The 25,757-nt window shown below is 70.9% G+C and carries 30 protein-coding genes and 1 riboswitch; of the genes, 27 read left to right on the top strand and 3 right to left on the bottom strand.

Annotation, left to right across the window (positions count from 1 at the left end):
* The first annotated feature begins 116 nt into the window (after positions 1 to 116).
* The 18 genes from proS (at position 117) to OG607_RS12555 (ending at position 14,592) form a co-directional block, all read left to right on the top strand.
* Positions 117 to 1,529, top strand: coding sequence for a proline--tRNA ligase (gene proS, locus OG607_RS12640; protein WP_405722595.1), 1,413 nt, complete (start codon positions 117 to 119; stop codon positions 1,527 to 1,529).
* A gap of 213 nt (positions 1,530 to 1,742) precedes the next feature.
* A complete protein-coding gene (locus OG607_RS12635) occupies positions 1,743 to 2,333 on the top strand; it encodes a hypothetical protein (RefSeq protein WP_405722592.1) in 591 nt (196 codons plus the stop codon).
* A 210-nt stretch (positions 2,334 to 2,543) separates the two neighbouring features.
* Complete coding sequence (rpsP, locus tag OG607_RS12630) at positions 2,544 to 2,981, top strand: 30S ribosomal protein S16 (protein WP_329311844.1); 438 nt, start codon at positions 2,544 to 2,546, stop codon at positions 2,979 to 2,981.
* 2 nt (positions 2,982 to 2,983) lie between these two features.
* Positions 2,984 to 3,223: an RNA-binding protein gene (locus OG607_RS12625; protein ID WP_329311843.1), complete on the top strand. Its 240-nt coding sequence runs from the start codon at positions 2,984 to 2,986 to the stop codon at positions 3,221 to 3,223.
* 118 nt (positions 3,224 to 3,341) lie between these two features.
* Complete coding sequence (rimM, locus tag OG607_RS12620; protein WP_405722590.1) at positions 3,342 to 3,863, top strand: ribosome maturation factor RimM; 522 nt, start codon at positions 3,342 to 3,344, stop codon at positions 3,861 to 3,863.
* Between the two features lie 11 nt (positions 3,864 to 3,874).
* Positions 3,875 to 4,693, top strand: a complete 819-nt coding sequence (trmD, locus tag OG607_RS12615) for a tRNA (guanosine(37)-N1)-methyltransferase TrmD (protein ID WP_405736717.1) — start codon at positions 3,875 to 3,877, stop codon at positions 4,691 to 4,693.
* A gap of 137 nt (positions 4,694 to 4,830) precedes the next feature.
* The gene (rplS, locus tag OG607_RS12610; RefSeq protein ID WP_405722587.1) at positions 4,831 to 5,181 is read left to right on the top strand and encodes a 50S ribosomal protein L19; all 351 of its coding nucleotides are present in this window, start codon (positions 4,831 to 4,833) and stop codon (positions 5,179 to 5,181) included.
* A 31-nt stretch (positions 5,182 to 5,212) separates the two neighbouring features.
* Positions 5,213 to 5,836, top strand: a complete 624-nt coding sequence (lepB, locus tag OG607_RS12605) for a signal peptidase I (protein ID WP_405722584.1) — start codon at positions 5,213 to 5,215, stop codon at positions 5,834 to 5,836.
* A complete protein-coding gene (lepB, locus tag OG607_RS12600; RefSeq protein ID WP_405722582.1) occupies positions 5,829 to 6,992 on the top strand; it encodes a signal peptidase I in 1,164 nt (387 codons plus the stop codon). The genes lepB (OG607_RS12605) and lepB (OG607_RS12600) overlap by 8 nt, the downstream gene beginning before the upstream one ends.
* Entirely contained in the window at positions 6,904 to 7,836 is a 933-nt protein-coding gene (gene lepB, locus OG607_RS12595; RefSeq protein WP_405722579.1) for a signal peptidase I, read from the top strand. Before lepB (OG607_RS12600) ends, lepB (OG607_RS12595) begins: the two co-directional genes overlap by 89 nt.
* Before the next feature lie 34 nt (positions 7,837 to 7,870).
* The gene (gene lepB / locus OG607_RS12590) at positions 7,871 to 8,653 is read left to right on the top strand and encodes a signal peptidase I (RefSeq protein ID WP_405722577.1); all 783 of its coding nucleotides are present in this window, start codon (positions 7,871 to 7,873) and stop codon (positions 8,651 to 8,653) included.
* Between the two features lie 2 nt (positions 8,654 to 8,655).
* Positions 8,656 to 9,135, top strand: a complete 480-nt coding sequence (locus tag OG607_RS12585; protein ID WP_405722575.1) for an NUDIX hydrolase — start codon at positions 8,656 to 8,658, stop codon at positions 9,133 to 9,135.
* Between the two features lie 39 nt (positions 9,136 to 9,174).
* Positions 9,175 to 9,501, top strand: a complete 327-nt coding sequence (locus OG607_RS12580) for a DUF2469 domain-containing protein (protein ID WP_329311835.1) — start codon at positions 9,175 to 9,177, stop codon at positions 9,499 to 9,501.
* A gap of 74 nt (positions 9,502 to 9,575) precedes the next feature.
* On the top strand, positions 9,576 to 9,953 hold the full coding sequence (locus tag OG607_RS12575) for a YraN family protein (protein WP_405722573.1): 378 nt from the start codon (positions 9,576 to 9,578) through the stop codon (positions 9,951 to 9,953).
* The gene (locus tag OG607_RS12570) at positions 9,953 to 11,560 is read left to right on the top strand and encodes a YifB family Mg chelatase-like AAA ATPase (protein WP_405722571.1); all 1,608 of its coding nucleotides are present in this window, start codon (positions 9,953 to 9,955) and stop codon (positions 11,558 to 11,560) included. Before OG607_RS12575 ends, OG607_RS12570 begins: the two co-directional genes overlap by 1 nt.
* Complete coding sequence (dprA, locus tag OG607_RS12565; protein WP_405722569.1) at positions 11,560 to 12,804, top strand: DNA-processing protein DprA; 1,245 nt, start codon at positions 11,560 to 11,562, stop codon at positions 12,802 to 12,804. Before OG607_RS12570 ends, dprA begins: the two co-directional genes overlap by 1 nt.
* A gap of 307 nt (positions 12,805 to 13,111) precedes the next feature.
* Positions 13,112 to 13,948: an RNA polymerase sigma factor WhiG gene (whiG, locus tag OG607_RS12560; RefSeq protein ID WP_329311831.1), complete on the top strand. Its 837-nt coding sequence runs from the start codon at positions 13,112 to 13,114 to the stop codon at positions 13,946 to 13,948.
* Between the two features lie 86 nt (positions 13,949 to 14,034).
* On the top strand, positions 14,035 to 14,592 hold the full coding sequence (locus OG607_RS12555; protein ID WP_405736714.1) for a TetR/AcrR family transcriptional regulator: 558 nt from the start codon (positions 14,035 to 14,037) through the stop codon (positions 14,590 to 14,592).
* On the opposite strand, the gene OG607_RS12550 is transcribed toward OG607_RS12555, so the two are convergent.
* Positions 14,582 to 15,172, bottom strand: a complete 591-nt coding sequence (locus OG607_RS12550; RefSeq protein WP_405722567.1) for a murein hydrolase activator EnvC family protein — start codon at positions 15,170 to 15,172, stop codon at positions 14,582 to 14,584. The two genes, OG607_RS12555 and OG607_RS12550, sit on opposite strands and share 11 nt — an antisense overlap.
* Positions 15,173 to 15,473: 301 nt before the next feature.
* Here OG607_RS12550 and rpsB point away from each other — a divergent pair, with 301 nt between their 5' ends.
* The 9 genes from rpsB to OG607_RS12505 all read left to right on the top strand — a co-directional run bounded on the left by rpsB (position 15,474) and on the right by OG607_RS12505 (position 23,948).
* Positions 15,474 to 16,391, top strand: coding sequence for a 30S ribosomal protein S2 (gene rpsB / locus OG607_RS12545; protein WP_405722565.1), 918 nt, complete (start codon positions 15,474 to 15,476; stop codon positions 16,389 to 16,391).
* A 120-nt stretch (positions 16,392 to 16,511) separates the two neighbouring features.
* A complete protein-coding gene (gene tsf, locus OG607_RS12540; protein ID WP_405722562.1) occupies positions 16,512 to 17,348 on the top strand; it encodes a translation elongation factor Ts in 837 nt (278 codons plus the stop codon).
* Between the two features lie 176 nt (positions 17,349 to 17,524).
* Positions 17,525 to 18,259 carry a UMP kinase gene (pyrH, locus tag OG607_RS12535; RefSeq protein ID WP_329311827.1) on the top strand — a complete coding sequence of 245 codons (735 nt, stop codon included), beginning with the start codon at positions 17,525 to 17,527 and terminating at the stop codon, positions 18,257 to 18,259.
* A 113-nt stretch (positions 18,260 to 18,372) separates the two neighbouring features.
* Entirely contained in the window at positions 18,373 to 18,930 is a 558-nt protein-coding gene (frr, locus tag OG607_RS12530) for a ribosome recycling factor (RefSeq protein WP_329321898.1), read from the top strand.
* 65 nt (positions 18,931 to 18,995) lie between these two features.
* The gene (locus tag OG607_RS12525; protein ID WP_405722560.1) at positions 18,996 to 19,979 is read left to right on the top strand and encodes a phosphatidate cytidylyltransferase; all 984 of its coding nucleotides are present in this window, start codon (positions 18,996 to 18,998) and stop codon (positions 19,977 to 19,979) included.
* Positions 19,980 to 20,025: 46 nt separating this feature from the next.
* A complete protein-coding gene (gene rlmN, locus OG607_RS12520) occupies positions 20,026 to 21,132 on the top strand; it encodes a 23S rRNA (adenine(2503)-C(2))-methyltransferase RlmN (protein ID WP_405722557.1) in 1,107 nt (368 codons plus the stop codon).
* A gap of 49 nt (positions 21,133 to 21,181) precedes the next feature.
* Positions 21,182 to 21,301: riboswitch (TPP riboswitch) on the top strand.
* Positions 21,294 to 21,866 (top strand): ECF transporter S component, encoded by a 573-nt coding sequence (locus OG607_RS12515; protein ID WP_405722555.1) that lies wholly within the window; start codon positions 21,294 to 21,296, stop codon positions 21,864 to 21,866. (Overlaps the previous riboswitch by 8 nt.)
* Positions 21,867 to 21,879: 13 nt before the next feature.
* Positions 21,880 to 23,226: an ABC transporter ATP-binding protein gene (locus OG607_RS12510; protein ID WP_405722553.1), complete on the top strand. Its 1,347-nt coding sequence runs from the start codon at positions 21,880 to 21,882 to the stop codon at positions 23,224 to 23,226.
* Positions 23,223 to 23,948, top strand: a complete 726-nt coding sequence (locus OG607_RS12505) for an energy-coupling factor transporter transmembrane component T (RefSeq protein ID WP_405722550.1) — start codon at positions 23,223 to 23,225, stop codon at positions 23,946 to 23,948. The genes OG607_RS12510 and OG607_RS12505 overlap by 4 nt, the downstream gene beginning before the upstream one ends.
* 10 nt (positions 23,949 to 23,958) lie before the next feature.
* Here the strand turns inward: OG607_RS12505 and OG607_RS12500 are convergent, their stop codons facing one another.
* Both OG607_RS12500 and OG607_RS12495 read right to left on the bottom strand, forming a co-directional pair.
* The gene (locus OG607_RS12500) at positions 23,959 to 24,990 is read right to left on the bottom strand and encodes a hypothetical protein (protein WP_405722549.1); all 1,032 of its coding nucleotides are present in this window, start codon (positions 24,988 to 24,990) and stop codon (positions 23,959 to 23,961) included.
* On the bottom strand, positions 24,972 to 25,715 hold the full coding sequence (locus tag OG607_RS12495; RefSeq protein WP_405722547.1) for an ABC transporter ATP-binding protein: 744 nt from the start codon (positions 25,713 to 25,715) through the stop codon (positions 24,972 to 24,974). Before OG607_RS12495 ends, OG607_RS12500 begins: the two co-directional genes overlap by 19 nt.
* Between the last annotated feature and the right edge of the window lie 42 nt (positions 25,716 to 25,757).

Raw genomic sequence — 25,757 nt, 5'->3', positions numbered from 1 at the left:
ATAGGTCGGGAGGGGTTGCTTGCTCGCAGTCTGTTAACTGACTGTGAACTCTCTGTGCCGGCCGCCCACTCGCCCCGATTCACGTTCCCGGCCCGCCTCGCCGTACCATCTCGCCCATGGCAAAGGCTCCCGTACTCACGCCCCAGGCGGTCGACTTCCCGCGCTGGTACCAGGACCTGATCAACAAGGCCGAGCTGGCCGACAACGGTCCGGTGCGCGGCACCATGGTCATCCGGCCGTACGGATACTCGCTCTGGGAGCGGATGCAGCAGGACATGGACGCGCGCATCAAGTCCGCGGGCGCCCAGAATGCCTACTTCCCGCTCTTCATCCCGCAGTCGTACCTGACCAGGGAGGCCGAGCACGTCGAGGGCTTCGCCCCCGAGCTCGCGGTGGTCACGCACGGCGGCGGCAAGGAGCTGGAGGAGCCGGTCGTCGTACGCCCCACCTCCGAGACGATCATCAACGAGTACTTCTCGAAGTGGGTGCAGAGCTACCGGGACCTGCCGCTGCTGATCAACCAGTGGGCGAACGTGGTCCGTTGGGAGATGCGGCCCCGGATCTTCCTGCGCACGACGGAATTCCTGTGGCAGGAAGGCCACACCGCGCACGCCACGTACGAGGACGCGCGCGACTACGCCGACATGATCCACCGTGAGGTGTACGGCGACTTCATGGTCAACTTCCTCGGCATCGACGTGGTCCTGGGCCGCAAGACCGTCCGGGAGCGCTTCGCCGGCGCGATCAACACCCTCACCCTCGAAGGGATGATGGGCGACGGCAAGGCCCTGCAGATGGGAACCAGCCACGAGCTGGGCACGAACTTCGCCAAGGCCTTCAACACCTCGTACCTGTCGGGCGAGGGCAAGCAGGAGCTGGTCTGGCAGACCTCGTGGGGCGTGTCGACCCGCATGGTCGGCGGCCTGATCATGTCGCACGGCGACGACAGCGGCCTGCGCGTGCCGCCGCGCATGGCGCCCGTCCAGGTGGTCGTGCTGGCGATCAAGGGCGACGACACCGTGATCGCCAAGGTCCGCGAGATCGGCGAGCGCCTCAAGGCCGCCGGTATCCGGGTCCAGGTGGACGACCGCACCGACATCCCCTTCGGCCGCCGGGCCGTGGACTGGGAGCTCAAGGGCGTCCCCGTACGGGTCGAGGTCGGCCCGCGCGACCTCGAGAACGGCACCGCGATGCTCGCCCGGCGCATCCCCGGCGGCAAGGAGCCGGTGTCCATCGACGCGCTGGACGCCCTGATCCCCAAGATTCTGGAGGAGGACCAGGCGACGCTGCTGCGCGAGTCGCGCGAGCGCCGCGAGTCCCGCACCGTGGACGTCGCCACGATCGGGGAGGCGGCCGAGGCCGCCGCCACCGGCTGGGGCCGCATCCCGTGGGCGGACCTGGGCCCGGAGGGCGAGGCCAAGCTCGCCGAGCAGGGCGTTTCCGTACGCTGCCTGGTCGCCGAGGACGGTTCGGTGCCGGACGGATACGACGTGCCGGGCACCGTGGCGATCGTCGCGCGGGCCTACTGAGGGGCCACCGGCCACCGGGGGAGTGCCCAGTGGCCGGAAACAGCCGTACGTAATCGGAAGTACGTCCCGGCTTAGGAGCGGGTGCGCGGGTTCTCCACCATTCTCCGCACCCGCCCTCAGTCATGGGAATCACTCAGAACTGACCGTTGAGTGCAAATTATTTGGGATGCCCCGGAATCGGAACACCGGGCGGTCCTGGCTCGTTGTATCGACGTGAGCACGACACCACCAGTTCTCGCCGCCGAGCTGGCAGTCGCGTGGGCCGACATTCAACGGCACCACCCCGAACTGCCGGATCTGGCCGCCCCAGAGTCCCTGATCGGAGAGTCCTCGTCCGCCTGCGGCACCGAGCTCTCCTTCGAAAGGCTGCTGCACGAGGCCGTGCACGGAGTCGCCGCTGCCCGCGGTATCCGTGACACCTCGCGCGCCGGCCGCTACCACAACCGACGCTTCCTGGCGATCGCCGACGAGCTCGGCCTGGACCATTCCGAGGAGCCGCATCCCAGCAGTGGCTTCTCGCTGGTCCAGCTGCGCCCGGACACGAAGAAGCGCTATCGCGCCACCATCGAAAGACTCCAGCGCGCGCTCAAGGCGCACACCGTGGCCACCGCGGCGGACACCACCCGCAGCTTCCGTGGCCCCGCCGCGCGCCATGGCTCCTCCGGTGGCGGCGTGCGCGTGAAGGCGGTGTGCGACTGCGGACGCAATGTCCGCGTCGTGCCTTCCGTCCTCGCGCAGGCGCCGATCGTCTGCGGAGCGTGCGGCACCCCGTTCCGTATCCCGGAGGCAGCAGCTGTGGCGTGACCGCCAGGATTGTTCTGTCATGCAGCGCGCATGCCACGGGGCGTGCGGCAGCATGCCTGCTGTATGGCAGAATGGTCAGCTGAGCACTCGGCAGCCGTGCAGGACCCCTCTCTCCTTCGGCTGACGCGTCCATCGGACGCTACGGGAACCACAACCCCACGTGGTGCTCCGTCGCGTCCAAACACGTCAAGACCAGGAGACCCCACTCCAGTGGCAGTCAAGATCAAGCTGAAGCGTCTGGGCAAGATCCGTTCGCCTCACTACCGCATCGTCGTCGCCGACTCCCGTACCCGCCGTGACGGCCGGGCCATCGAGGAGATCGGCCTGTACCACCCGGTGCAGAACCCCTCGCGCATCGAGGTCGACTCGGAGCGCGCGCAGTACTGGCTGAGCGTCGGCGCGCAGCCGACCGAGCCCGTCATGGCGATCCTCAAGCTCACCGGCGACTGGCAGAAGCACAAGGGCCTCCCGGCCCCGGCGCCGCTGCTCGTGGCCGAGCCCAAGGCCGACCACCGTGCCCTCTTCGAGTCCGTGACCTCGGGCGACGAGCCGAAGGGTGAGGCGATCACCCCCAAGGCCAAGAAGGCCGACAAGAAGGCCGATGACGCTGCCGAGGCTCCTGCCGCGGCCGAGTCCACCGAGGCCTGAGCATGCTCGAGGAGGTCCTTGAGCACCTGGTCAAGGGCATCGTCGACAACCCGGACGAGGTGCAGGTCGCATCCAAGACCCTGCGCCGCGGACGGGTGCTGGAGGTCCGGGTACACCCCGAGGACCTCGGCAAGGTGATCGGCCGCAACGGCCGCACCGCTCGCGCCCTGCGCACGGTCGTGGGCGCGCTCGGCGGCCGTGGCGTCCGCGTCGACCTGGTCGACGTCGACGACGTCCGCTGAAGTAGTGACATACCGGCACGGGCCGGGGTACGGCTCAGGCAGCCGCACCCCGGCCCGTGTTCGTATTGGTTCCGCAGAACCCCTAGAGCACAGCCCGTAGAGCACAGGAGAAACTGCAGTGCAGCTGGTAGTCGGCAGGATCGGCCGCGCCCACGGCATCAAGGGCGAGGTCACGGTCGAGGTGCGCACCGACGAGCCCGAGCAGCGGCTCGGCCCGGGCGCCGTACTGGCCACGGACCCGGCGTCGGCCGGACCGCTGACCATCGAGACGGGCCGGGTGCACAGCGGCCGGCTCCTGCTGCGCTTCGAGGGCGTGAAGGACCGCACCGCCGCCGAGGGGCTGCGCAACACGCTGCTCATCGCCGAGGTCGACCCGGCGGAGCTGCCGGAGGACCCCGAGGAGTTCTACGACCACCAGCTGATGGACCTCGACGTGGTCTTGGCGGACGGCACCGCAGTGGGCCGGATCAGCGAGATCAGCCATCTGCCGTACCAGGACCTGCTGGTCGTCAAGCGGCCGGACGGCAGCGAGGTCATGATCCCGTTCGTCGAGGAGATCGTCCCCGAGATCGACCTGGAGGAGCAGCGGGCGGTCATCAACCCGCCGCCGGGGCTGCTGGACGAAGCACAGGCGCAGTGAGCGAGGCCGCCATGCGCATCGACGTCGTCACGATCTTTCCCGAGTACCTCGAACCGCTGAATGTCTCGCTCGTCGGCAAGGCCCGGCAGCGCGGTCAGCTGGACGTACGCGTCCACGACCTGCGGGACTGGGCCCACGACAAGCACAACACCGTGGACGACACCCCTTACGGCGGCGGCCCCGGCATGGTCATGAAGCCCGAGCCGTGGGGCGAGGCGCTGGACGCGGTCCTGGAGTCGGGCGAACCGGGGGAGGGGCAGCCGGTTCTGGTGGTGCCGACGCCGAGCGGCGTGCCCTTCACCCAGGAACTGGCGGTCGAGCTGTCCGAGCGGCCCTGGCTGGTCTTCACCCCGGCCCGTTACGAGGGCATCGACCGGCGGGTCATCGACGCGTACGGCGACAAGCTGGACGTACGCGAGGTCTCCATCGGCGACTACGTCCTGGCCGGCGGCGAGGCCCCGGTCCTGGTGATCGTCGAGGCGGTGGCCCGGCTGCTGCCCGGCGTCCTGGGCAACGCCGAGTCGCACCGGGACGACTCCTTCGCGCCCGGCGCCATGGCCGACCTCCTGGAGGGCCCGGTCTTCACCAAGCCCCCCGTCTGGCGCGACCGCGAGGTCCCCGAGGTGCTGCTCAGCGGCCACCACGGCAAGGTCGCCCGCTGGCGCCGCGACGAGGCCTTCCGCCGTACCGCCGCCAACCGGCCCGACCTGATCGGGCGTTGCGACCCGGCGGCGCTGGACAAGCACGACCGCAGGCTGCTCGCCGAGCTGGGCTGGGCGGAGCAGGCCGACGGCCGATTTGGGCGAGTGCCGCAGGCCGTGGAAGAATAGGCCGCTGCTGTGCGTCCGGCGCGCGCCCCTGCCACAGGGGGAACGACGTCCGTCCGGCGCAGCGGCTCCCGTACATCATTCGTGAATTCCGAGATTCCGCCGATGACCTGTGGCATCGGTGAAGAAAGCAGACGAACATGTCTCAGCTGCTCGACTCCGTCGACGCCGCCTCCCTGCGCACCGACGTCCCGGCGTTCCGCCCCGGCGACACCGTGAACGTCCACGTCCGCGTCATCGAGGGCAACCGCTCCCGTGTCCAGCAGTTCAAGGGTGTCGTCATCCGCCGTCAGGGCGCAGGCGTCTCCGAGACCTTCACCGTCCGCAAGGTCTCCTTCAGCGTCGGCGTCGAGCGCACCTTCCCGGTGAACAGCCCGATCTTCGAGAAGATCGAGATCGTGACCCGCGGTGACGTCCGTCGCGCCAAGCTGTACTACCTCCGTGAGCTGCGCGGCAAGGCCGCGAAGATCAAGGAGAAGCGCGACAACTGAGTCCATGGCGGGGCCGTATAGGCTCCGCTCGATGGACACGCAGACGGATCTTCCGGAGCGCGACCGCGTCAGCACTGAGCGGTCGCGCTTCGGCGTACGTACACATCGGTACGCGCTGCTGTTCGTGGCGTGTGCCGCTGCGCTGTTCCTGGTCAACACATTCCTGGTGCAGCCCTTCGTGATCCCCAGCGGATCGATGGAGAACACGCTGCTGGTGGGAGACCGGGTGCTGGTCAACAAGCTGGCGTACCGTTTCGGCGGGGCGCCGCGACGGGGCGACATCGTGGTGTTCGACGGCGAGGGGTCGTTTGTGCAGACGTCGGGCGGGCCCGACTACATCAAGCGGGTCATCGGCGTCGGCGGGGACCGGGTGACCTGCTGCGACAAGCAGGGCAGGATAACGGTGAACGGCCGTCCGTTGACCGAGTCATACCTTTACCCCGGGGACAAGCCGTCCCGGGTACCGTTCGATATCGAGGTACCGGAAGGGAGGCTGTGGGTGATGGGCGACCACCGAGACGATTCCCGGGACTCGCGCGATCACCTCGGCGAGCCCGGTGGCGGAACCGTGCCGGTCGGCAAGGTGATCGGGCGGGCCGAGCGGATCGTATGGCCGCTCAGCCGCTGGCGTTACCTGGACCGGGCAGATGGGTAGGCGGGGCAGGCCGCGCCGCGGGGAATCCATACCGGGGTACGGCGACTACGGGCTGTCCGACGAGCCGCAGGCGCCACGGGCCCGCAGGAGCGGGGGGCGGGCGGAGCGCCGCAAGCTGGCGCGGAAGGTCAAGCGAAAGCGGCGGCGCAGTGCGGCGAAAGAGGTGCCGATCCTCATCGTCGTGGCGCTGCTGATCGCGCTGGTGCTCAAGACCTTCCTGCTGCAGGCGTTCGTCATCCCGTCCGGCTCGATGGAACAGACCATCAAGATCGGCGACCGGGTCCTGGTGGACAAGCTGACCCCGTGGTTCGGCTCCAAGCCGCAGCGTGGCGACGTGGTGGTCTTCAAGGACCCCGGCCACTGGCTGGACGGCGAGACGACCTCGACCACGAGCGACCCGATCGTGATCAAGCAGATCAAGGAGTTCTTCGTCTTCATCGGGCTGCTGCCCTCGTCGAACGAGCAGGACCTGATCAAGCGGGTGGTCGCGGTCGGCGGCGACACGGTGAAGTGCTGTGACTCCCAGGGGCGGGTCACGGTCAACGGCACCGCGCTGACCGAGACCGCGTATCTGCATCCGGGCAATCCGCCCTCACAGATCAAATTCACGGTCAAGGTTCCGGCCGGACGGCTGTGGGTGATGGGGGACCACCGCTCCAACTCGGCCGACTCCCGGTACCACCTGGACGAGGACGGCAACGGCACGGTCCCCGAGAGTCTGGTGGTGGGACGGGCCTTTGTGATCGCCTGGCCGATGGGCCATATGACGAGCCTGAAGGAGCCGGCCACATTCGCCGCGGTGGCCGCGTCGGGCAGCAGTGGTACGTCGGCCCTCGGCGGGACCAATAGGGTGGCGACAGCCAACAATCGGCAAGGATTGATCCAGCTCCCGACTCCTGCGGAACTCCCGCTCGTTATGGGAGTGGTGGGCCTGCGTCGCGTATGGGGCAGGCGGCAGCGTGGAGTGAGGAGTGGATGTGGGGGACCTGGTGGTCGGCGCACGGTCCGGACGCGAAGAGCCCGAGGACCGGGATCCTTCGGCGAACGCGTCCGCGGAGGACGAGGCGGTGGCCGGCGGCAAGGTCGGTTCCGCGGACACCCCGGAATTCGGCGGGTCCGGCAGCTCCGCAGGCTCCTTCGAGGGCGCGGGCGATAAACACGGGGACGGTCCGGCCGGTCCGGAGGAGCCCTCGGAGCATTCACCGGAGGAGCCGGAACGTCAGGAGCGGAAGCAGCGGTCCTTCTGGAAGGAGCTGCCTCTTCTCATCGGCATCGCGCTGGTCCTGGCCCTGCTGATCAAGACCTTCCTGGTGCAGGCCTTCTCCATCCCGTCGGCGTCGATGGAGAACACGCTGCAGGAGGGCGACCGCGTCCTGGTGGACAAGCTGACCCCGTGGTTCGGCTCGGAGCCGGAGCGCGGCGAGGTCGTGGTCTTCCATGACCCGGGCGGCTGGCTGGGCGAGACGGTGCAGCCCGACACCAACGCGGTGGCCAGGGCGGTGCAGCAGGCACTGAGCTTCATCGGCCTGATGCCCTCGGCGGAGGAGAAGGACCTGATCAAGCGGGTCATCGCGGTTGGCGGCGACACGGTGGAGTGCAAGGGCACCGGTCCGGTCACGGTCAACGGCAAGGCGCTCGTCGAGCCGTACATCTACCCGGGGAACACGGCCTGCGGCGACAAGCCGTTCGGCCCGATCAAGGTGCCCAAGGGCCGGATCTGGGTGATGGGCGACCACCGCCAGGACTCCCTGGACTCGCGCTACCACCAGAACCTCGAAGGCAACGGCACGGTCTCGGTCGACGAGGTCGTCGGCCGCGCGATCGTGGTGGCCTGGCCGATCAACCGCTGGTCCACGCTGCCGGTCCCGTCCACCTTCGACCAGTCCGGGATCAACGCGGCGGGCGCGCAGCTCCCCGCGGCGGCCGGTCTCGTGGGCGCGGTGCCGCTCGCGGTGTGGCGACGCCGTCGGCTGATCGCGAAGGTCCGGCAAGGGCGCTGACCTCGCCGCGTACCCCGGGGTAGGGTGCGGAGCCATGAGCGGTGAGAGCACGACACGTACGCGTACGAGCACGGGTGCGGGTGCGGCAGGCAAGGCGGGACGCCCGGCGGGCGGCCGGGCCGGGCACATAGTGTCCGGGCTGGCCGTCGCGCTGGGCTTCGTGCTGTTCGTGGGCGGATTCGGCTGGGGCGTGGTGGTCTACCGGCCGTACACGGTGCCGACCGGGTCGATGACCCCGACGGTGGCCGTGGGGGCCAAGATCCTGGCCCAGCGGATCGACGGCTCGCAGGTGCGGCGCGGCGACATCGTGGTCTTCACCGACTCGCTGTGGGGCAATATCCCCGAGGTCAAGCGGGTGGTCGGGGTGGGCGGCGACAGAATCGTCTGCTGTGACAAGCAGGGCCGTATGACGGTCAACGGCAAGGCGATCGAAGAGCCCTACATCAAGGACACCTCCGAGCCCGCGTCCCCGGTCGGCTTCGAGGCCACCGTGCCCAAGGGCAACCTCTTCCTGATGGGCGACAACCGGGCCGAGTCCCAGGACTCCCGGGTGCGGCTCACGGACACCGACAACGGGTCCGTACCGCGCAGCACGGTGCAGGCGCGGGTGGACGCCATTGCATGGCCGCTCGGGCGGATGGGCATGATCGACAGGACCGATGCATTCACGGGACTGAGCGGCGGGCCCTCGCAGCCGGGGCCGCTGAAGTGGGTGGTGAGCGCGATCGTGGCAGGTGTGGTGCTGATCTTCGGCGGCGCGGCCTACGGGCCGGTCGCGGGGACGCTGTCCCGGCTGTCCCGGCGGCGGAAACGCTAGCGATGCGCCGGCGCGCGGCCCGGGTCGTGCTGCTCGATCCGTCCGACCGGATTCTGCTGCTGCACGGCTTCGAGCCCGCGGACCCCGCCGTGAGCTGGTGGTTCACCCCGGGCGGTGGCGTCGAGGCCGGCGAGAGCCTGGAGGCGGCGGCACGCCGTGAGGTCGCGGAGGAGACCGGAATCACATCGGTGCGCCTGGGGCCCGTGCTGTGGGAGCGGACCAGCGCCTTCGACTTCGACGGCCGCAGGTGGGAGCAGGATGAGTGGTACTACCTGGGGCACACGGAGGCCACCGAGGTCCACTCCGGCGGTCAGACCGAGCTGGAGCGCCGCAGCGTCGCGGGACTGCGGTGGTGGACCTGTGAGGAACTTCTCCGCTCGCGTGAGACGGTGTATCCGACCAGGCTCGCCGGGCTGCTGCGCACGCTGCTCGACGAAGGACCCCCGCAATCCCCGATTCACCTGGGGACTGAGCGTGACTGACGCACAATGGGGGGACGAACGGCTGAAGGGGAACATGCCATGAGCGCCGAGGACCTCGAAAAGTACGAGACCGAGATGGAGCTGAAGCTCTACCGGGAGTACCGCGACGTCGTCGGCCTGTTCAAATACGTGATCGAGACCGAGCGGCGCTTCTATCTGACCAACGACTACGAGATGCAGGTGCACTCGGTCCAGGGCGAAGTCTTCTTCGAGGTGTCGATGGCCGACGCGTGGGTCTGGGACATGTACCGGCCGGCCCGGTTCGTCAAGCAGGTGCGGGTGCTCACGTTCAAGGACGTGAACATCGAGGAGCTCAACAAGTCGGATCTGGATCTTCCGCAGGACGAGTCCGGCTTCAACGGCTGAGTTATCCACAGGGGCTGACCAAGATCATCTTTGGGGCGCCACTTCCGTCACAGTGAGTGACGGAGGTGGTGCGAATGAACGCCCGAGGAGCTCTTGGCCGGTACGGGGAGGACCTGGCGGCCCGCTGGCTCGCCGACACGGCCGGTATGACCGTGCTGGAGCGTAACTGGCGGTGCCGGGACGGCGAGATCGACATCGTCGCGGTGGACGGCGATGCCGTGGTCGTCTGCGAGGTCAAGTCCCGCATACAGGGTGACTACGAGCATCCGATGGCCGCCATCACCGCGCGCAAGGCCGAGCGGCTGCGGCGGCTCGCCGAGCGCTGGCTGTCCGACCGCTGGGTGGCCGAGCACGGCGGCATGCCCCCGGGCGGGGTGCGGATCGACCTCGTCGGGGTGCTGGTGCCCGAGCGCGGCGCCGCGCGGGTCGAGCATGTGCGGGGGGTGGCCTGATGGGCTTCGCCCGTACGTGCTCCGTGACACTGCTCGGCGTCGAGGGCGTCGTCGTCGAGGTCCAGGCCGACCTCGAACCGGGCGTCGCGGCCTTCACACTGGTCGGGCTCCCGGACAAGAGCCTCAGCGAGAGCCGGGACCGGGTCCGCGCCGCCATCGTCAACAGCGGCGAGACCTGGCCCCAGAAGAAGCTCACGGTGGGCCTGAGCCCCGCATCCGTGCCCAAGGGCGGCAGCGGCTTTGACCTGGCCGTCGCCTGCGCCGTGCTCGCCGCCAACGAGCGCATCGCACCCAAGGACATCGCCGACCTGATGATGATCGGCGAGCTGGGCCTGGACGGCCGGGTGCGCCCGGTCCGCGGCGTACTCCCCGCGGTGCTCGCCGCCGCCGAAGCCGGGTACCGCCATGTTGTCGTCCCCGACCGCACCGCGGCCGAGGCATCACTGGTCCCGGGTGTCTCCGTGCTCGGGGTGCGCACACTGCGGCAGCTCATCGCGCTGCTCAACGACGAACTGGCCCCGGAGGAGGCGGACGACTCGGAGGACGGCCGTCCCGACCCGATGCTGGCGGGGCTCGTCGTGCCCGGGGCGGGCATCGGAACCGGGTTCGCCGACTCTCCCGCCCCCGACCTGGCCGATGTCGCCGGACAGGGGGCCGCCCGGATGGCCCTGGAGGTCGCGGCGGCGGGCGGCCACCATCTCTATCTGAAAGGCCCGCCGGGCGCCGGCAAGACGATGCTCGCCGAGCGCCTGCCCGGGCTGCTGCCGCCCCTGACCCGGCAGGAGTCCCTTGAGGTCACGGCGGTCCACTCGGTCGCCGGGATACTGCCGCCGGGCAAGCCGATGGTGGACATCCCGCCCTACTGCGCCCCGCACCACTCGGCGACCATGCAGTCCCTGGTCGGCGGCGGCAACGCGCTGCCCAGACCGGGCGCCGTCTCGCTGGCGCACAAGGGCGTGCTCTTCCTCGACGAGGCTCCGGAGTTCAACGGGCAGGCCCTGGAGGCCCTGCGCCAGCCGCTGGAGTCCGGCCATGTGGTCATCGCCCGCTCCGCCGGGGTGGTGCGGCTCCCGGCCCGCTTCCTGCTCTGCCTGGCGGCCAATCCCTGCCCCTGCGGCAGATACGGCTCTCTCGGAGGCGGATGCGACTGTACGCCGAGCATGATCCGCCGCTATCAGGGGCGGTTGTCCGGACCGCTGCTCGACCGGGTCGACCTGCGGGTCGATGTCGAAGCCGTGAGCCGCTCGGAGCTGCTCGGCCACCTCGGGGAGTCGGAATCCACCAGAACCGTCGCGGCCCGGGTGAGGGAGGCCAGGGATCGCTCCGCGGCCCGGTACGAGGGCACCCCGTGGCGGACCAACAGCGAGGTGCCCGGGCATGAGCTCCGGACGCGCTGGCGGATGGCGCCCGGTGCGATGCGGCCCGCTGAGCAGGACATGGAACGAGGCCTGCTCACCGCCCGCGGTCTGGACCGGGTGCTGCGCGTGGCCTGGACGGTCGCGGACCTAGGGGGCCACGACCGGCCGGACGGGGTTGACATGGCACGTGCCCTCGAACTGCGCACCGGAGTGCGGCGGGGTGTGGCGATCGCGATGGGGGACATCTGATGACGGACACGCTGTTCGACCTGTGCGGCGCGGATCGCGGTGCGGATCCCGGCGCGGATCGCGGTGCGGATCCCGGCGCGGATCCGGAACCGGCCGCCGGGCCGCTCTGCGAGGAGGAGCGCCTGGCGCGGGTCGCCGTCACCCGGATCGCCGACCCCGGGGACGAGGTCGTCGGTGCGTGGCTGCGGAAGCACGGGCCGCGGGCGGTCGTACAGGCGCTGACCGAAGGACGGCCGTTGCCCGGCGCGAGCGAGCCCCGGATGGCGGGCTACCGGCTGCGCGGGCAGCGGGTGGACCCCGAGCGTGACCTCGCGGCGGCGGAGGCACTGGGCGGCCGGTTCATCTGCCCCGGCGATCCGGAGTGGCCCACCCAGCTGGACGACCTGGGCGATCAGCGGCCCTACGGCCTGTGGGTGCGCGGGCGGCCCTCCCTGCGGATGTGGGCACTGCGCTCCGTCGCCGTGGTCGGGGCCCGGGCGTGCACGGACTACGGTGCGCACATGGCCGCCCGGCTGGCGGCCGATCTGGCCGAGGCCGGCTGGATCGTCGTCTCGGGCGCCGCCTACGGCATCGACGGCGCCGCCCACCGGGGCGCACTGTCGGTGGGCGGCGCGACGGTCGGCGTCGTGGCCTGCGGGGTCGATGTCCCGTATCCGCCGGGGCACGCGGAACTGATCGGGCGGATCGGCGAACAGGGTCTGCTGATCGGTGAGTTGCCGCCCGGCTCGCATCCGACCCGCAGCCGGTTCGTCATGCGCAACCGGGTGATCGCCGCGCTGACCCGGGGCACGGTTGTGGTCGAGGCCCAGTACCGCAGCGGCTCGCTGATCACGGCCCGCCGGGCGCGGGAGATGGGACGGTCGGTCATGGGCGTCCCCGGCCCCTGCACCTCGGGCCTCTCGCAGGGCGTGCACGAACTGCTGCGCGGGGACGCGGAACTGGTCACCGACGCACGTGACATCGCCGAGCTCGTCGGCAGCATCGGCGACGACCTCGGGCCGGAGCGGCGCGGCCCGGTCCTCGCCCGGGATCTGTTGCCTCCCCGCGCCGCGCGCGTGCTGGAGGCGGTGCCGGCCCAAGGCGGCGCCAGCGGTGGCCGGATCGCCCACGCCGCGGGCATCGCGGTCGACGACACGCTCGGCAGTCTCTACGAGTTGCAGGCCCTCGGATTCGTCGAACGGGAGGGCCATTGCTGGCGGTTGTCGGGTACCAATCGGGCAGATCGGACGGTCGCGGAGGGGTGAACGGCAATGAACACACCATCAGGTGACAGCACGGTTCTTGACCTGGGCCGGTCGGGTGACGAGTTTATGGGGGTGCCCGCAGAACGCGGCATTTTGCGACTCCGTGACGAGAACCGCACAGAACGAAACCTCGTGACCCTCTTGTCCCGGGTCGCACACCGGAACGTCTCTGCCGGGGCCTCGTGCCGAAGTCGTAGCAATCAGCGACACCTTCGTCACGCTACGCTCAACGAGGCTCGACTCCCCGTCCCTTCCGTCCCTGACATGTCCGTCCCCCACGTCACAGCAGAACGGCTCAGAACGACGCATGCCCCAGCACACCCCCGGGCCCGACCGCGCGATGGCGGCTGTCGCCGCCCGCAGCACTCCGCGGCCCGCAGCGCCCACCTCGCTCGACGAGCTGTGGCGGATGTACAAGTCCACGGGGGACGCACGGCTGCGGGAGCAGCTGATCCTGCACTACTCGCCGCTGGTCAAATATGTGGCGGGCCGGGTCAGTGTGGGCCTGCCCGCCAACGTCGAGCAGGCGGACTTCGTCTCCTCCGGTGTCTTCGGGCTCATCGACGCCATCGAGAAGTTCGAGCCCGAGCGGTCGATCAAGTTCGAGACCTACGCGATCACCCGCATCCGCGGCGCCATGATCGACGAACTGCGGGCCCTGGACTGGATTCCGCGCTCCGTACGGCAGAAGGCCCGCGCCGTGGAGCGGGCCTACGCGACCCTTGAGGCCTCGCTGCGGCGCACCCCGAGCGAGCCCGAGGTCGCCGCCGAGATGGGCATCGGCGTCGACGAGCTGCACGGGGTCTTCAGCCAGCTCTCGCTGGCCAATGTCGTCGCCCTCGAAGAGCTGTTGCACGTCGGGGGTGACAGCGGGGGACAGCTCAGCCTGGTGGACACCCTGGAGGACACCGGCGCGGACAATCCGGTCGAGGTCGCCGAGGACCGCGAGCTGCGCCGGCTGCTCGCGCGGGCCATCAACACCCTGCCGGAGCGCGAGAAGACCGTGGTGACGCTGTACTACTACGAGGGGCTCACGCTGGCTGAAATCGGCCAGGTGCTGGGGGTGACCGAGAGCCGGGTGAGCCAGATCCACACCAAGTCCGTGCTGCAGCTGCGCGCGAAACTGGCCGATGTCGGCCGCTGACCGCCCCCGCTGACTGCTGCCGGCTCAGACACAGGCTCTCGTGGTTTCCGTACAGTGGTGCCGTGCCCAAGATTCGAGCGGCCTCGGTGGCCGAGCATCGGTCGATGCAGCGCGACGCCCTGCTGGACGCCGCCCGTTCGCTGCTGTCCGAAGGCGGTACGGAGTCGCTGACCTTCCCGGCGCTCGCCGAGCGCACCGGGCTGGCGCGGTCTTCCGTCTATGAGTACTTCCGCTCGCGTGCGGCCGTCGTCGAGGAGCTGTGCGCGGTCGACTTCCCCGTCTGGGCGGCCGAGGTCGAGGCGGCGATGGCCGCTGTCGCCGATCCCGAAGCCAAGATCGAGGCCTATGTACGCAGCCAGTTGGCGCTGGTCGGCGACCGGCGGCACCGGGCCGTGGTGGCGATCTCCTCCGGTGAACTCGACTCGGGCGCACGGGAGAAGATCCGCGCCGCGCACGGTGTGCTGGTGGCGATGGTCGTCGAGGCGCTGGGCGCGCTGGGGCACTCGGAGCCCCGGCTGAGCGCGATGCTTCTGCAAGGTGTCGTCGACGCGGCCGTGCGCCGCATCGAGCTCGGGGCGGCCGAGGATCCCGACCGCATCATCCAGGCGGCCGTGGACATGGCGCTGCGCGGCGTCAAGGGCTGACCGGCCCCGGCTGACCGGCCTCCCCCGCCGGCGGCAGCGGGACACCGAGGACCGGCAGCAGCCGCGAGGGCCCGGCCCGGAGTATGGACGCGGGCAGCAGGGAGAGCGGGTCGAGGTAGGCGGGCCCGTGCCGCAGCCCCCAGTGGAGGCAGCCGCCGGGGCAGTGCGAGGGGCCGGGCTGGAGGACCCCCACGGTGTCGCCCGCCGCGACGTCGTCCCCGACCGCGACGGAGGCGCGCACGGGCTCGTAGGTGATCCGCAGATCGCCGGGGAGGGCGAGTCGGATCACGAGCACCCCGCGCCCCGCGACCGGTCCGGCGAAGGCCACCCGGCCCGGCGCGGCGGCCCGCACCGGGGTGCCCGGCCCGGCCCGGAGGTCAACGCCGCGGTGCCCGGCACCCCAACGGGACAGCGGCGGGTCGAAGCCGCGCTCCACCACCGGGCGGCGCAGGCCGGGTGCGGACGCGGGCACGGGCCAGGCCCGTCCGCCGTCGCCGTCCGCCGCGTCCGCCGCCCAGGCACCGGGGAGAAGGGCCAGCAGTACTGCCGTGAGCGCGTGCAGCGCGAGGTGTGATGACATGGCACCAACGGTGACGGAACCCGGCCGCCAGAGATGATCTTGCTCTGCGCCTGTGGATAACTCCGTGCGCCCCCTGCGCGAGGACAGCGTGTGTCGCCCCGCGCTCCGGCGGTCCCTTACACTTTCCATGGCGATCCGGGTCACCGGGTCGACTTCGCACGCCCCGCCACCGCTCCCTCACCGGCACGGTGGCCGCGCTCCTCGGTCCCGGAGGATTCCCTTCCGTGGCACGGCGCGTCGGGGTGTCAGGCGCGACCGCCGTCCGGCGGACGCGGAACCGAGAATCTCTAGGAGTACGGCCATGGCCGTCGTCACGATGCGGGAGCTGCTGGAAAGCGGCGTCCACTTCGGTCACCAGACCCGCCGCTGGAACCCGAAGATGAAGCGCTTCATCTTCACGGAGCGCAACGGCATCTACATCATCGACCTGCTCCAGTCGCTGTCGTACATCGACCGCGCCTACGAGTTCGTCAAGGAGACCGTCGCCCACGGCGGTTCCATCATGTTCGTCGGTACGAAGAAGCAGGCCCAGGAGGCCATCGCCGAGCAGGCGTCGCGCGTGGGCATGCCCTACGTCAACCAGCGCTGGCTGGGCGGCATGCTCACCAACTTCTCGACCGTCTACAAGCGCCTGCAGCGCCTGAAGGAGCTCGAGGAGATCGACTTCGAGGATGTGGCCGCCTCCGGCCTCACCAAGAAGGAGCTCCTGGTTCTCTCCCGCGAGAAGGACAAGCTGGAGAAGACCCTCGGTGGTATCCGTGAGATGCAGAAGGTGCCCAGCGCCGTCTGGATCGTGGACACCAAGAAGGAGCACATCGCCGTCGGTGAGGCGCGCAAGCTCCGCATCCCGGTGGTCGCGATCCTCGACACCAACTGCGACCCCGACGAGGTCGACTACAAGATCCCGGGCAACGACGACGCGATCCGCTCCGTCACGCTGCTCACCCGCGTGATCGCCGACGCCGTCGCCGAGGGCCTCATCGCCCGTTCCGGTGTCGCGACCGGTGCCGACAAGACCGAGGCCGAGCCGCTGGCCGCCTGGGAGCGCGAGCTCCTGGAGGGCGACAAGAAGGCTGACGCCGAGGAGGCCCCCGCGGCCGCCGAGGCCGCCGCTGAGGCCCCCGCCGCCGAAGCTGCTGAGGCCCCGGCCGCCGAGGTCACCGAGGCCGCTGCCGAGACCGCCGAGGCGCCCGCCGCCGACGAGGCCGAGCAGGCCTGACCTCAGCCTCCGCTGAGAGAACACGGCTGATGACGGCGGGGGCTCCGGCCCCCGCCGTCAACCCGTACCACCACCGGATTCACCGGTTTCACCGACTTTCCGAGAAGAGACTCACAGACCATGGCGAACTACACCGCCGCCGACGTCAAGAAGCTTCGCGAGCTGACCGCCGCCGGCATGATGGACTGCAAGAACGCGCTCGTAGAGGCCGAGGGCGACTTCGAGAAGGCCGTCGAGCTGCTGCGCATCAAGGGCCAGAAGGGCGTCACCAAGCGCGAGGGCCGCTCGGCCTCGAACGGTGCCGTCGTCTCCCTGATCGCCGCCGACAACTCCGAGGGCGTCCTCGTCGAGCTGAAGTGCGAGACCGACTTCGTCGCCAAGGGTGACAAGTTCGTCGCCGTCGCCGACGCGATCGCCACCCACGTCGCCGCGAGCAAGCCGGCCGACATCGAGGCGCTGCTCGCCTCCGAGATCAACGCGGGCCAGACCGTCCAGGCGTTCGTGGACGAGGCCAACGCCACTCTCGGTGAGAAGATCGTCCTGGACCGCTTCGCGCAGTTCGCCGACGGCTTCGTCGCCTCCTACCTGCACCGCACCAGCCCGGACCTGCCCCCGCAGGTCGGCGTGCTGGTCGAGCTGGACAAGCCCAACCCCGAGGTCGCCAAGGACGTCGCGCAGCACATCGCCGCCTTCGCCCCGACCTTCCTCTCCCGCGAGGAGATCCCCGCCGACGTGCTCGAGAACGAGCGCCGCGTCGCCGAGGCCACCGCGCGCGAGGAGGGCAAGCCGGAGGCCGCGCTCGCCCGCATCGTCGAGGGCCGCGTCACCGGTTACGTCAAGGAGAACGCGGTCCTGGAGCAGTCCTTCGCCAAGGACAGCAAGAAGACCGTCCAGAAGGTCCTGGACGAGGCCGGCGTCACGCTGAAGCGCTTCGCCCGCTTCCGCGTCGGTGTCTGAGACCCGACCCCCGTCGAGTCCCAGGACACCGACAGACCGACGGCCCCTATAGGGTCGTAGCAGTCGGCCGCCGATCCTGCCGACCGCAGTTGTGACGAGGAGGCCATTGCCGTACAGGGAACGATCACGGACCCGAGCGGCAATGGCCTTCTTCGTACGTGCACGAGGAGAACCCCATGGAAGACAGCACCCACCGCCGGTACCTGCTCAAACTGTCCGGTGAGGCCTTCGCCGGAGGAGGGGGACTGGGCGTCGACCCCGACGTCGTGCACACCATGGCCCGGGAGATCGCCGCGGTCGTCCGGGAGGGCTACGAGATCGCCATCGTCATCGGCGGCGGCAACTTCTTCCGCGGCGCCGAGCTGCAGCAGCGCGGCATGGACCGCGCGCGCAGCGACTACATGGGCATGCTCGGCACCGTCATGAACTGCCTCGCCCTCCAGGACTTCCTGGAGAAGGAGGGCATCGAGACCCGGGTGCAGACCGCCATCACCATGGGCCAGGTCGCCGAGCCCTACATCCCGCTGCGCGCGGTACGCCACCTGGAGAAGGGCCGCGTCGTCATCTTCGGCGCGGGCATGGGCATGCCGTACTTCTCCACCGACACCACCGCTGCGCAGCGCGCCCTGGAGATCCACGCGCAGGCGTTGCTGATGGGCAAGAACGGGGTCGACGGGGTGTACGACTCCGACCCGCGCAAGAACCCGGACGCGGTCATGTTCGACGCTCTGGAGTACGGCGACGTCCTGGCGCGCGACCTGCGTGTGGCGGATCTGACGGCGATCACGCTGTGCCAGGACAACAAGCTTCCGATCCTCGTCTTCGAGCTGCTCGCGGAGGGCAACATCGCGCGGGCTGTGAAGGGTGAGAAGATCGGCACGCTCGTCAACGAGCAGGGCTCTCGCGGCTGAGCGAGGGCCGTGACGGCTCGTTACGGGGATGGACAACACGCTGCCGGTCGGACACCGTGCAGGTAAAGACGCGCGCAGGGGCGAGACCCCGCCTTCTGAAAACGGAGCACATGGTGATTGAAGAAACCCTCCTTGAGGCAGAGGAGAAGTTTGAGAAGGCCGTCGTGGTCGCCAAGGATGACTTCGCCGCGATCCGCACCGGCCGTGCCCACCCGGCGATGTTCAACAAGATCGTCGCCGACTACTACGGCGCCCTGACCCCGATCAACCAGCTGGCCTCCTTCGCGGTCCCCGAGCCGCGGATGGCCGTCATCACGCCATTCGACAGTTCCGCGCTGCGCAATATCGAGCAGGCGATCCGCGACTCCGACCTCGGCGTCAACCCGAGCAACGACGGCCGCATCATCCGGGTGGTCTTCCCGCAGCTGACGGAGGAGCGCCGCCGGGACTACATCAAGGTCGCCCGCACCAAGGCCGAGGACGCCAAGATCTCCATCCGCAGCGTGCGCAGGAAGGCCAAGGAGACCCTCGACAAGCTCGTCAAGGACGGCGAGAGCGGTGAGGACGAGGTGCGCCGCGCGGAGAAGGAGCTCGACGACACCACGTCGAAGTACGTTCACCAGGTGGATGAGCTGCTCAAGCACAAGGAAGCCGAGCTGCTCGAAGTCTGATCATCTGCTGTACTCATCTCACGCCCTCTCCTGACGGCCGGAACGAAAACGCGAGGCGAATCTCCGTGAACGACTCTTCCTGGGGAGCTTCGCCACGCGCCGGCTCCTGGGGAGGCGAGAACGAAGGGGCTGCTCAGCTGAGCGGCCCCTTGTTCCGCGACGAGGCCCCCCAGCCCGGGCCCGCCCCCGCCGAGCGCCCCGAGCCGGGGGACGGCGGGCAAGGCCCTGCCAAGAAGAACGCGGGCCGGAACCTGCGGGCGGCGATAGGAGTCGGGGTCGGCCTCGGCGCGGTGATCATCGCCTCGCTCTTCGTCGTCAAGGCGGCCTTCGTCGGCGTCGTGGCCGTGGCCGTCGTCGTCGGCCTCTGGGAGCTCACCTCACGGCTCTCCGAGCGCAAGGAGATCCACGCCCCCATCATCCCGCTCGCCGTCGGCGGCGCCGCCATGGTCGTCGCCGGATACGCGCGCGGCGCCGAGGGCGCCTGGGTGGCGATGGCCCTCACCTCCCTCGCGATCCTGGTGTGGCGGATGACCGACCCGCCCGAGAACTATCTGCGGGACGTCACGGCGGGCGTCTTCGCCGCCTTCTACGTGCCCTTCCTGGCCACCTTCGTCTCGATGATGCTGGCCGCTCACGACGGCGCCTGGCGGGTCTTCGTCTTCCTCGTCCTCACGGTGATCAGCGACACCGGCGCGTACGCGGTCGGCTGGCGCTTCGGCACCCACAAGCTCGCCCCGCGCATCAGCCCCGGCAAGACCCGTGAGGGCCTCGTCGGCGCGGTGACCTTCGCCATGACGGCCGGCGCCCTGCTGATGCACTTCCTCATCGAGGACGGCCAGTGGTGGCAGGGCCTGCTGCTGGGCCTCGCCGTCGCCACCAGTGCGACGCTGGGCGACCTCGGCGAGTCCATGATCAAGCGCGACCTCGGCATCAAGGACATGGGCAAGGTGCTGCCGGGGCACGGGGGCATCATGGACCGCCTCGACTCCCTGCTGCCGACGGCGCCGGTGGTCTGGCTGCTGCTGGTGGTCTTCGTGGGAGCCGGCTGAGCGCCGGGCCGAGCGGTTTCCGGGCTGTGGGAGACTGGTAGGCGTTATGCCTAAGCCCGGAGAACTCACTTTCGTCACGCCGCGCGGTGCCAAGAAGCCCCCGCGGCACCTCGCCGACCTCACTCCCGCAGAGCGCAAGGAGGCGGTCGCCGAGCTCGGCGAGAAGCCGTTCCGCGCGAAGCAGCTCTCGCAGCACTACTTCGCGCGGTACGCGGACGACCCCGCGGCCTGGACCGACATCCCGGCGGCCTCGCGCGACAAACTGGCGAGCGACCTCATGCCCGAGCTGATGTCGGTCGTCCGGCACATCTCGTGCGACGACGACACGACCCGCAAGACGCTGTGGCGACTCTTCGACGGCACGCTCGTCGAGTCCGTGCTGATGCGCTATCCGGACCGGGTCACCATGTGCATCAGCTCGCAGGCCGGCTGCGGCATGAACTGCCCGTTCTGCGCGACCGGCCAGGCGGGCCTGGACCGCAATCTGTCGACGGCCGAGATCGTGCACCAGATCGTGGCCGCCATGCGCGCGCTGCGCGATGGCGAGATCCCTGGTGGGCCCGCCCGGTTGAGCAACATCGTCTTCATGGGCATGGGCGAGCCGCTCGCCAACTACAACCGCGTCGTCGGCTCCATCCGCCGCCTCACCGACCCCGAGCCGGACGGTCTGGGACTGTCGCAGCGCGGCATCACGGTCTCCACGGTCGGCCTGGTCCCGGCGATGCTGCGCTTCGCCGACGAGGGCTTCAAGTGCCGCCTCGCGGTTTCGCTGCATGCGCCTGACGACGAGCTGCGCGACACTCTCGTGCCGGTCAACACCCGCTGGAAGGTACGGGAGGTGCTGGACGCCGCGTGGCACTACGCGGACGTCTCGGGCCGCCGTATCTCCATCGAGTACGCGCTGATCAAGGACATCAACGACCAGGCCTGGCGCGCCGATCTGCTCGGCAGGCTCCTCAAGGGCCACCGGGTGCACGTCAACCTGATTCCGCTCAACCCGACGCCCGGCTCGAAGTGGACGGCGTCGCGTCCGGAGGACGAGCGGGCGTTCGTGGCGGCCCTGGAGTCGCACGGGGTGCCGGTGACGGTCCGGGACACCCGGGGCCAGGAGATCGACGGGGCGTGCGGGCAGCTGGCGGCTTCCGAGCGCTGACCTGCGCTGCTACAGTTCGCAGCGCACGATCGCACAACAGTACAAAAGAACATTCCGACAGGGGAGCGCACACAGCGCTGAGAGTGCGGCGCCGTCATCGAACGGTGGGCCGCAGACCCTCGAACCTGATCCGGGTAATGCCGGCGAAGGGAGTCATCACCATGAGCAGCAATCGCTGGCGGACCGTCGACATCGTCGTCACCGCCGTCCTCGGCGCCGCGTTCGGCGTCATCTTCTGGGCCTGGAACACCCTGTGGGAAGGCGCGGCCAACGCCATACCCCTGCCCGGCCGGGCCGTCCTGTACGGCGTCTGGCTGGTGCCGGCGGTCCTCGGCCCGCTGGTGATCCGCAAGCCCGGCGCCGGCATCTTCTGCGAGGTCGTCGCCGCCACCGTCGCGACCTTCTTCGGCTCCCCGTGGGGCCTGGTCACGCTGCTGTACGGAGTGCTGCAGGGCCTGGCCGGCGAGTTCGGCTTCGCGCTCTCCGCCTATCGCAGCTGGCGCTGGCCCACCGCGCTGGCGGGCGGTGTGCTGGCCGGTGCGGCGGCGGCGCTGCTGGACATCGTGCTCTACTACCCGACGACCGGCACCGGCTGGAAGACCGCGTACGCCGCGCTGGTCATCGCCAGCTCGGCCGTGATCGCCGGGCTCGGCAGCCTCGCGCTGACCAAGTCCCTCGCCCAGACCGGAGCGCTCGACCCGTTCCCGTCCGGGCGGGAGCGCGTCGCGGTCTGAGGCTCTGGCTCGTATGACAGTCGTACGCCTCCGGGGCTTCGGCCACCGGCACGCCGGGCGGCGCCGCTGGGCGCTGCGCGGCGTCGACCTCGACATCGCGCACGGCGAGCGGGTCGCGCTGCTCGGCCCTTCGGGGGCGGGCAAGTCGACGCTGCTTGCCGCGCTCGCGGGGCTGCTGCCGCCGGAGTCGGGCGAACGCGAGGGCACCATCGAGGTCCGGGAGCGGACGGGCATCGTCTTCCAGGACCCGCAGTCCCAGCTCGTCATGGCCCGGGCCGGCGACGACGTGGCCTTCGGACTGGAGAACACCGGCACTCCGGCCGAGCGCATCTGGCCGCTCGTCGACGACGCGCTGCGCAGGGTCGGTTTCCCGTACGGCCGGGACCGGCCGGTCGCCGCGCTCTCCGGCGGCGAGCAGCAGCGGCTCGCGCTCGCGGGCGCCCTCGTGTCCCGGCCCGCACTGCTGCTGCTCGACGAGCCCACCGCCAACCTCGACCCGGACGGCGCACGGCTGGTGCGCGGCGCCCTGGCCGGGCTCGACGGCACCACGATGATCATCGTCGAGCACCGGGTCGCCGAGCTGGTGCCGTTGCTGGACCGGGTGATCGTGCTGGAGCCCGGCGGCGGCATCCGTGCCGACGGACCGCCCGGGCGGATCTTCACCGAGTACGGTGACGAACTGGCCGCGGACGGCGTGTGGGTGCCGGGCCGTCCGCCCGAGCTGCGCATGCCGCGCACCGCGCCCGGCGAAGCGCTGCTGCGCAAGGGCGATATCGAGGTCCGCGCCGCCGAGGCCCTGGCCGTCACCGGCCCCAACGGAGTGGGTAAGACGACCCTCGCCCTCCAGCTGGGCGGTCTGCGCAAGCCGGCCGGCAGCCCGGTCACCGCCACCGCCGCCCTCGCGGGCGCCGACAGCGGCAAGCCGCCGCACAAGTGGCGGGCCCGGGCACTGGCCGGACGCATCGGCTCGGTGTTCCAGAACCCCGCCCACCAATTCGTGACGGCGCGGGTACGGGACGAACTGGCGCTGGGCGCGGCGGATCCGGCGCGCGTGGACGAACTTCTCGTACGGCTGCGCCTCGACGCGCTCGCCGAGGCCAATCCGCACACCCTCTCCGGGGGCGAGCAGCGCCGCCTCAGCGTCGCGACCGCCCTGGCCGCCGCGCCCCGGCTGCTGATCCTCGACGAGCCGACCTTCGGCCAGGACCGGCGTACGTGGACCGAACTCGTCGCCCTCCTGGCCGGCTTGCGAGACGACGGGCACGGCATCGTCGCCGTCACCCACGACCCGGACTTCACCACCGCGATGGGCGCCCGCGAACTACCGCTCGCCACCCGCCCCTTGGAGGCGGTCCAGTGAACCTGGCCTCCCGCAATCCGGCCGCGAAGCTCGCGGCGGCGGCCGTCCTCACCCTCGCCCTGGTGGTCAGCCTGGACCCGGTCGCCCCCGCCGTGGCGCTCGCCGCCGAACTGGCGGTCGTCCCGCTCTTCGGCATCCGGTACACGACGCTGGCACGCCGGGCCTGGCCGCTGATGGTGAGCGTGCTCGGGGCGGTGCTGACACTGTTCCTGTTCGCGCAGGACCGCGAGCACATCGCCATGTCCGCGCTCGCCCTGGCGCTGCGGCTGTTCGCGGTCGCCCTGCCCGGGATCATCGCCTTCGCGACCACCGACCCCACCGACCTCGCCGACGCGCTCATCCAGAACGCCCGCCTCCCAGCGCGCTTCGCCATCGGCACGCTGGCCGCCTGGCGGCTCGTCCCGCTCCTGGGCGAGGAATGGCGGCTCATCACCCTTGCGCGCCGCGCCCGTGGCGTCGAACCGGGCCGTAACCCGGTGGCCCGGCTGCGGCTGTTCGCCTCCGCCGCCTTCACGCTGCTGGTCGGCGCGATCCGGCGCGGCACACGGCTCGCCGTGGCGATGGACGCGCGGGGCTTCGACTCCGGCGCGGTGCGCACGTCGGCCCGGCGCCAGTACTTCCGCCGCGCCGACGCCGCGCTCATCGCCGGCGCGGCGCTGGTCGCGGTGGTGGCGCTGGCGGCCAGCGTCGCCTCGGGAGCGTTCCATCCCCTCTTCGCGTGACCGGATCCGGTCAGGCGCCCAGCCGCAGCCCGGCCAGCTCCGCCACCGCCCACGTCGCCGATACGGCCGCCGCGAGCACGACGCCCGTACGCAGCGCCGCCGCACCCCGCAGCAGCGAGGCCGGGGCGCCGAGCCCGGTGAGGGCGGCGGTCGCGGGCAGTCGGGCCTGGCCGGCCTCGACCACGGCGGTGAGGGCGGCGGCAAGCGCGGCCAGGAGGACCAGGCCGATGCCGAACGCGGTGAGCGGCCCGGCGGGGCGGACGCGGGCGACGGCCCCGGTGGCGTAGAGCGCGGAGGCGACGGCGCACAGCACCCCCAGCGGGCGGCCGATGCGTGGGGCGTCCTCCTGCAGGGCCCGTCCGGCGATCAGCCGCAGCACGCCCGGGCGGCAGGCCGCGAGCAGCCGGCCGCAGACGTGCACTAGCCCGGGCCCGGCGAGCACCAGCCCGGCGGAGGTCAGCGCCCAGCCGCACAGCACGGCGGGCGCGACGCGGCCGAGCCCGCCGGGAAGCGGCACCCCGGGCCCGGAGCCGGCGGAGAACTCCACCGCCACGCCGATCGCGATCAGGGCCGCCCCCCACGGCAGCCCGCCCGGGGCCTTCGCGGGACGCGGCGGCCGCAGGCTCAGGGCCGCCGCGCCGGCGGCCACCACCGGCAGCAGGACCAGCAGCGTCAGTGCCCCCGCCAATGGCACCGGCCCCTGAAAGGCCGTCAGGGCGACCACGCTGCCCAGCGCGCAGCTCAGGGCCGTCGTCGCCGCGCCCAGGGCCCGTACTCTCCCCAGGGCGAGCGGCTGACCGGCGGACAGGCGGCAGCTCGGCTCCGTACGCGCGACCAGCACCGCCAGATACGCGGTGAGCGCGAAGGGGACCACGCACCACGCCAGCCGCAGCGCCGAGCCGCCCGTACGTCCGGGGTGCAAGGCGGCATGTGCGAGCGCGGCCAGCAGCAGGAAGCCGGTGCCCGCAGCGGTCACGGTGACCGCGGCGCGGCGCAGCAGCACCGCGGGCCGCGAGCCCCGCGCTACACGGAGGCTGAGCACGGCGCGGCGCCCTCCCGGTTCTCCTGCTGCGGCAGCCCGGACACCATGCGCCCGTCGGCGAGCATGACGACCCGGTCGGCCTGCGCCACCACCTCCGGGTCGCCGCTGGCCAGCACCACAGTGATGCCGTGCGAGCGCGCGGCGCTGTCCAGCATGCGCAGCACCTGCGCGCGGTCCGCGCGGTGCAGCGGCGCCGTCGGCTCATCGGCGAACACCACCTCGGGCCGGTTCGCCAGTGCCCGCGCGATCGCCACCCGCTGCCGCTCCGCCTGCAGCAGCTGCGCCGGCCGCTTGCGCGCGAGCGCGCCGATGTCCAGCCGCTCCAGCCACTCCTGGGCGGTGTCCTTGGCCTTGCGGTGCGGGGTGCCGCGCAGGAGCAGCGGCAGCGCCGCGTTCTCGCGCACCGTCAGCTCCGGGAGCAGTTGCGCCGTCGCCCCGATCCACCCGAAGCGCTCGCGGCGCAGCCGCTCGCGGGCGGCCCGGCGCAGGGTGTGGACCGGGGCGCTGTTGAACCACACCTCGCCCTGCTCCGCCAGCAGGTGTCCGGCCAGGCAGCGCAGAAGCGTGCTCTTGCCCGCGCCGTGCGGGCCGAGAACGCCCAGGATCTCTCCCTCGCGCACGCCGATCGACACGCCGAGGAGCGCGGGTGAGCCGTTGTACGTGTGCCGCAGGGCGCGGGCCCACAGCACATCGTTGTCCGGTGGGGCCACGGCCGCGGTGTTCACTTTTTCCACACCGGGTGAACGACGGGAACGGGGCCCGGGGCA

The sequence above is a fragment of the Streptomyces sp. NBC_01537 genome (assembly GCF_045040445.1).
Classification (GTDB): domain Bacteria; phylum Actinomycetota; class Actinomycetes; order Streptomycetales; family Streptomycetaceae; genus Actinacidiphila.
Note: the sequence above shows the minus strand (reverse complement) of the source record. Positions and strands in the feature narration are given on the sequence as shown.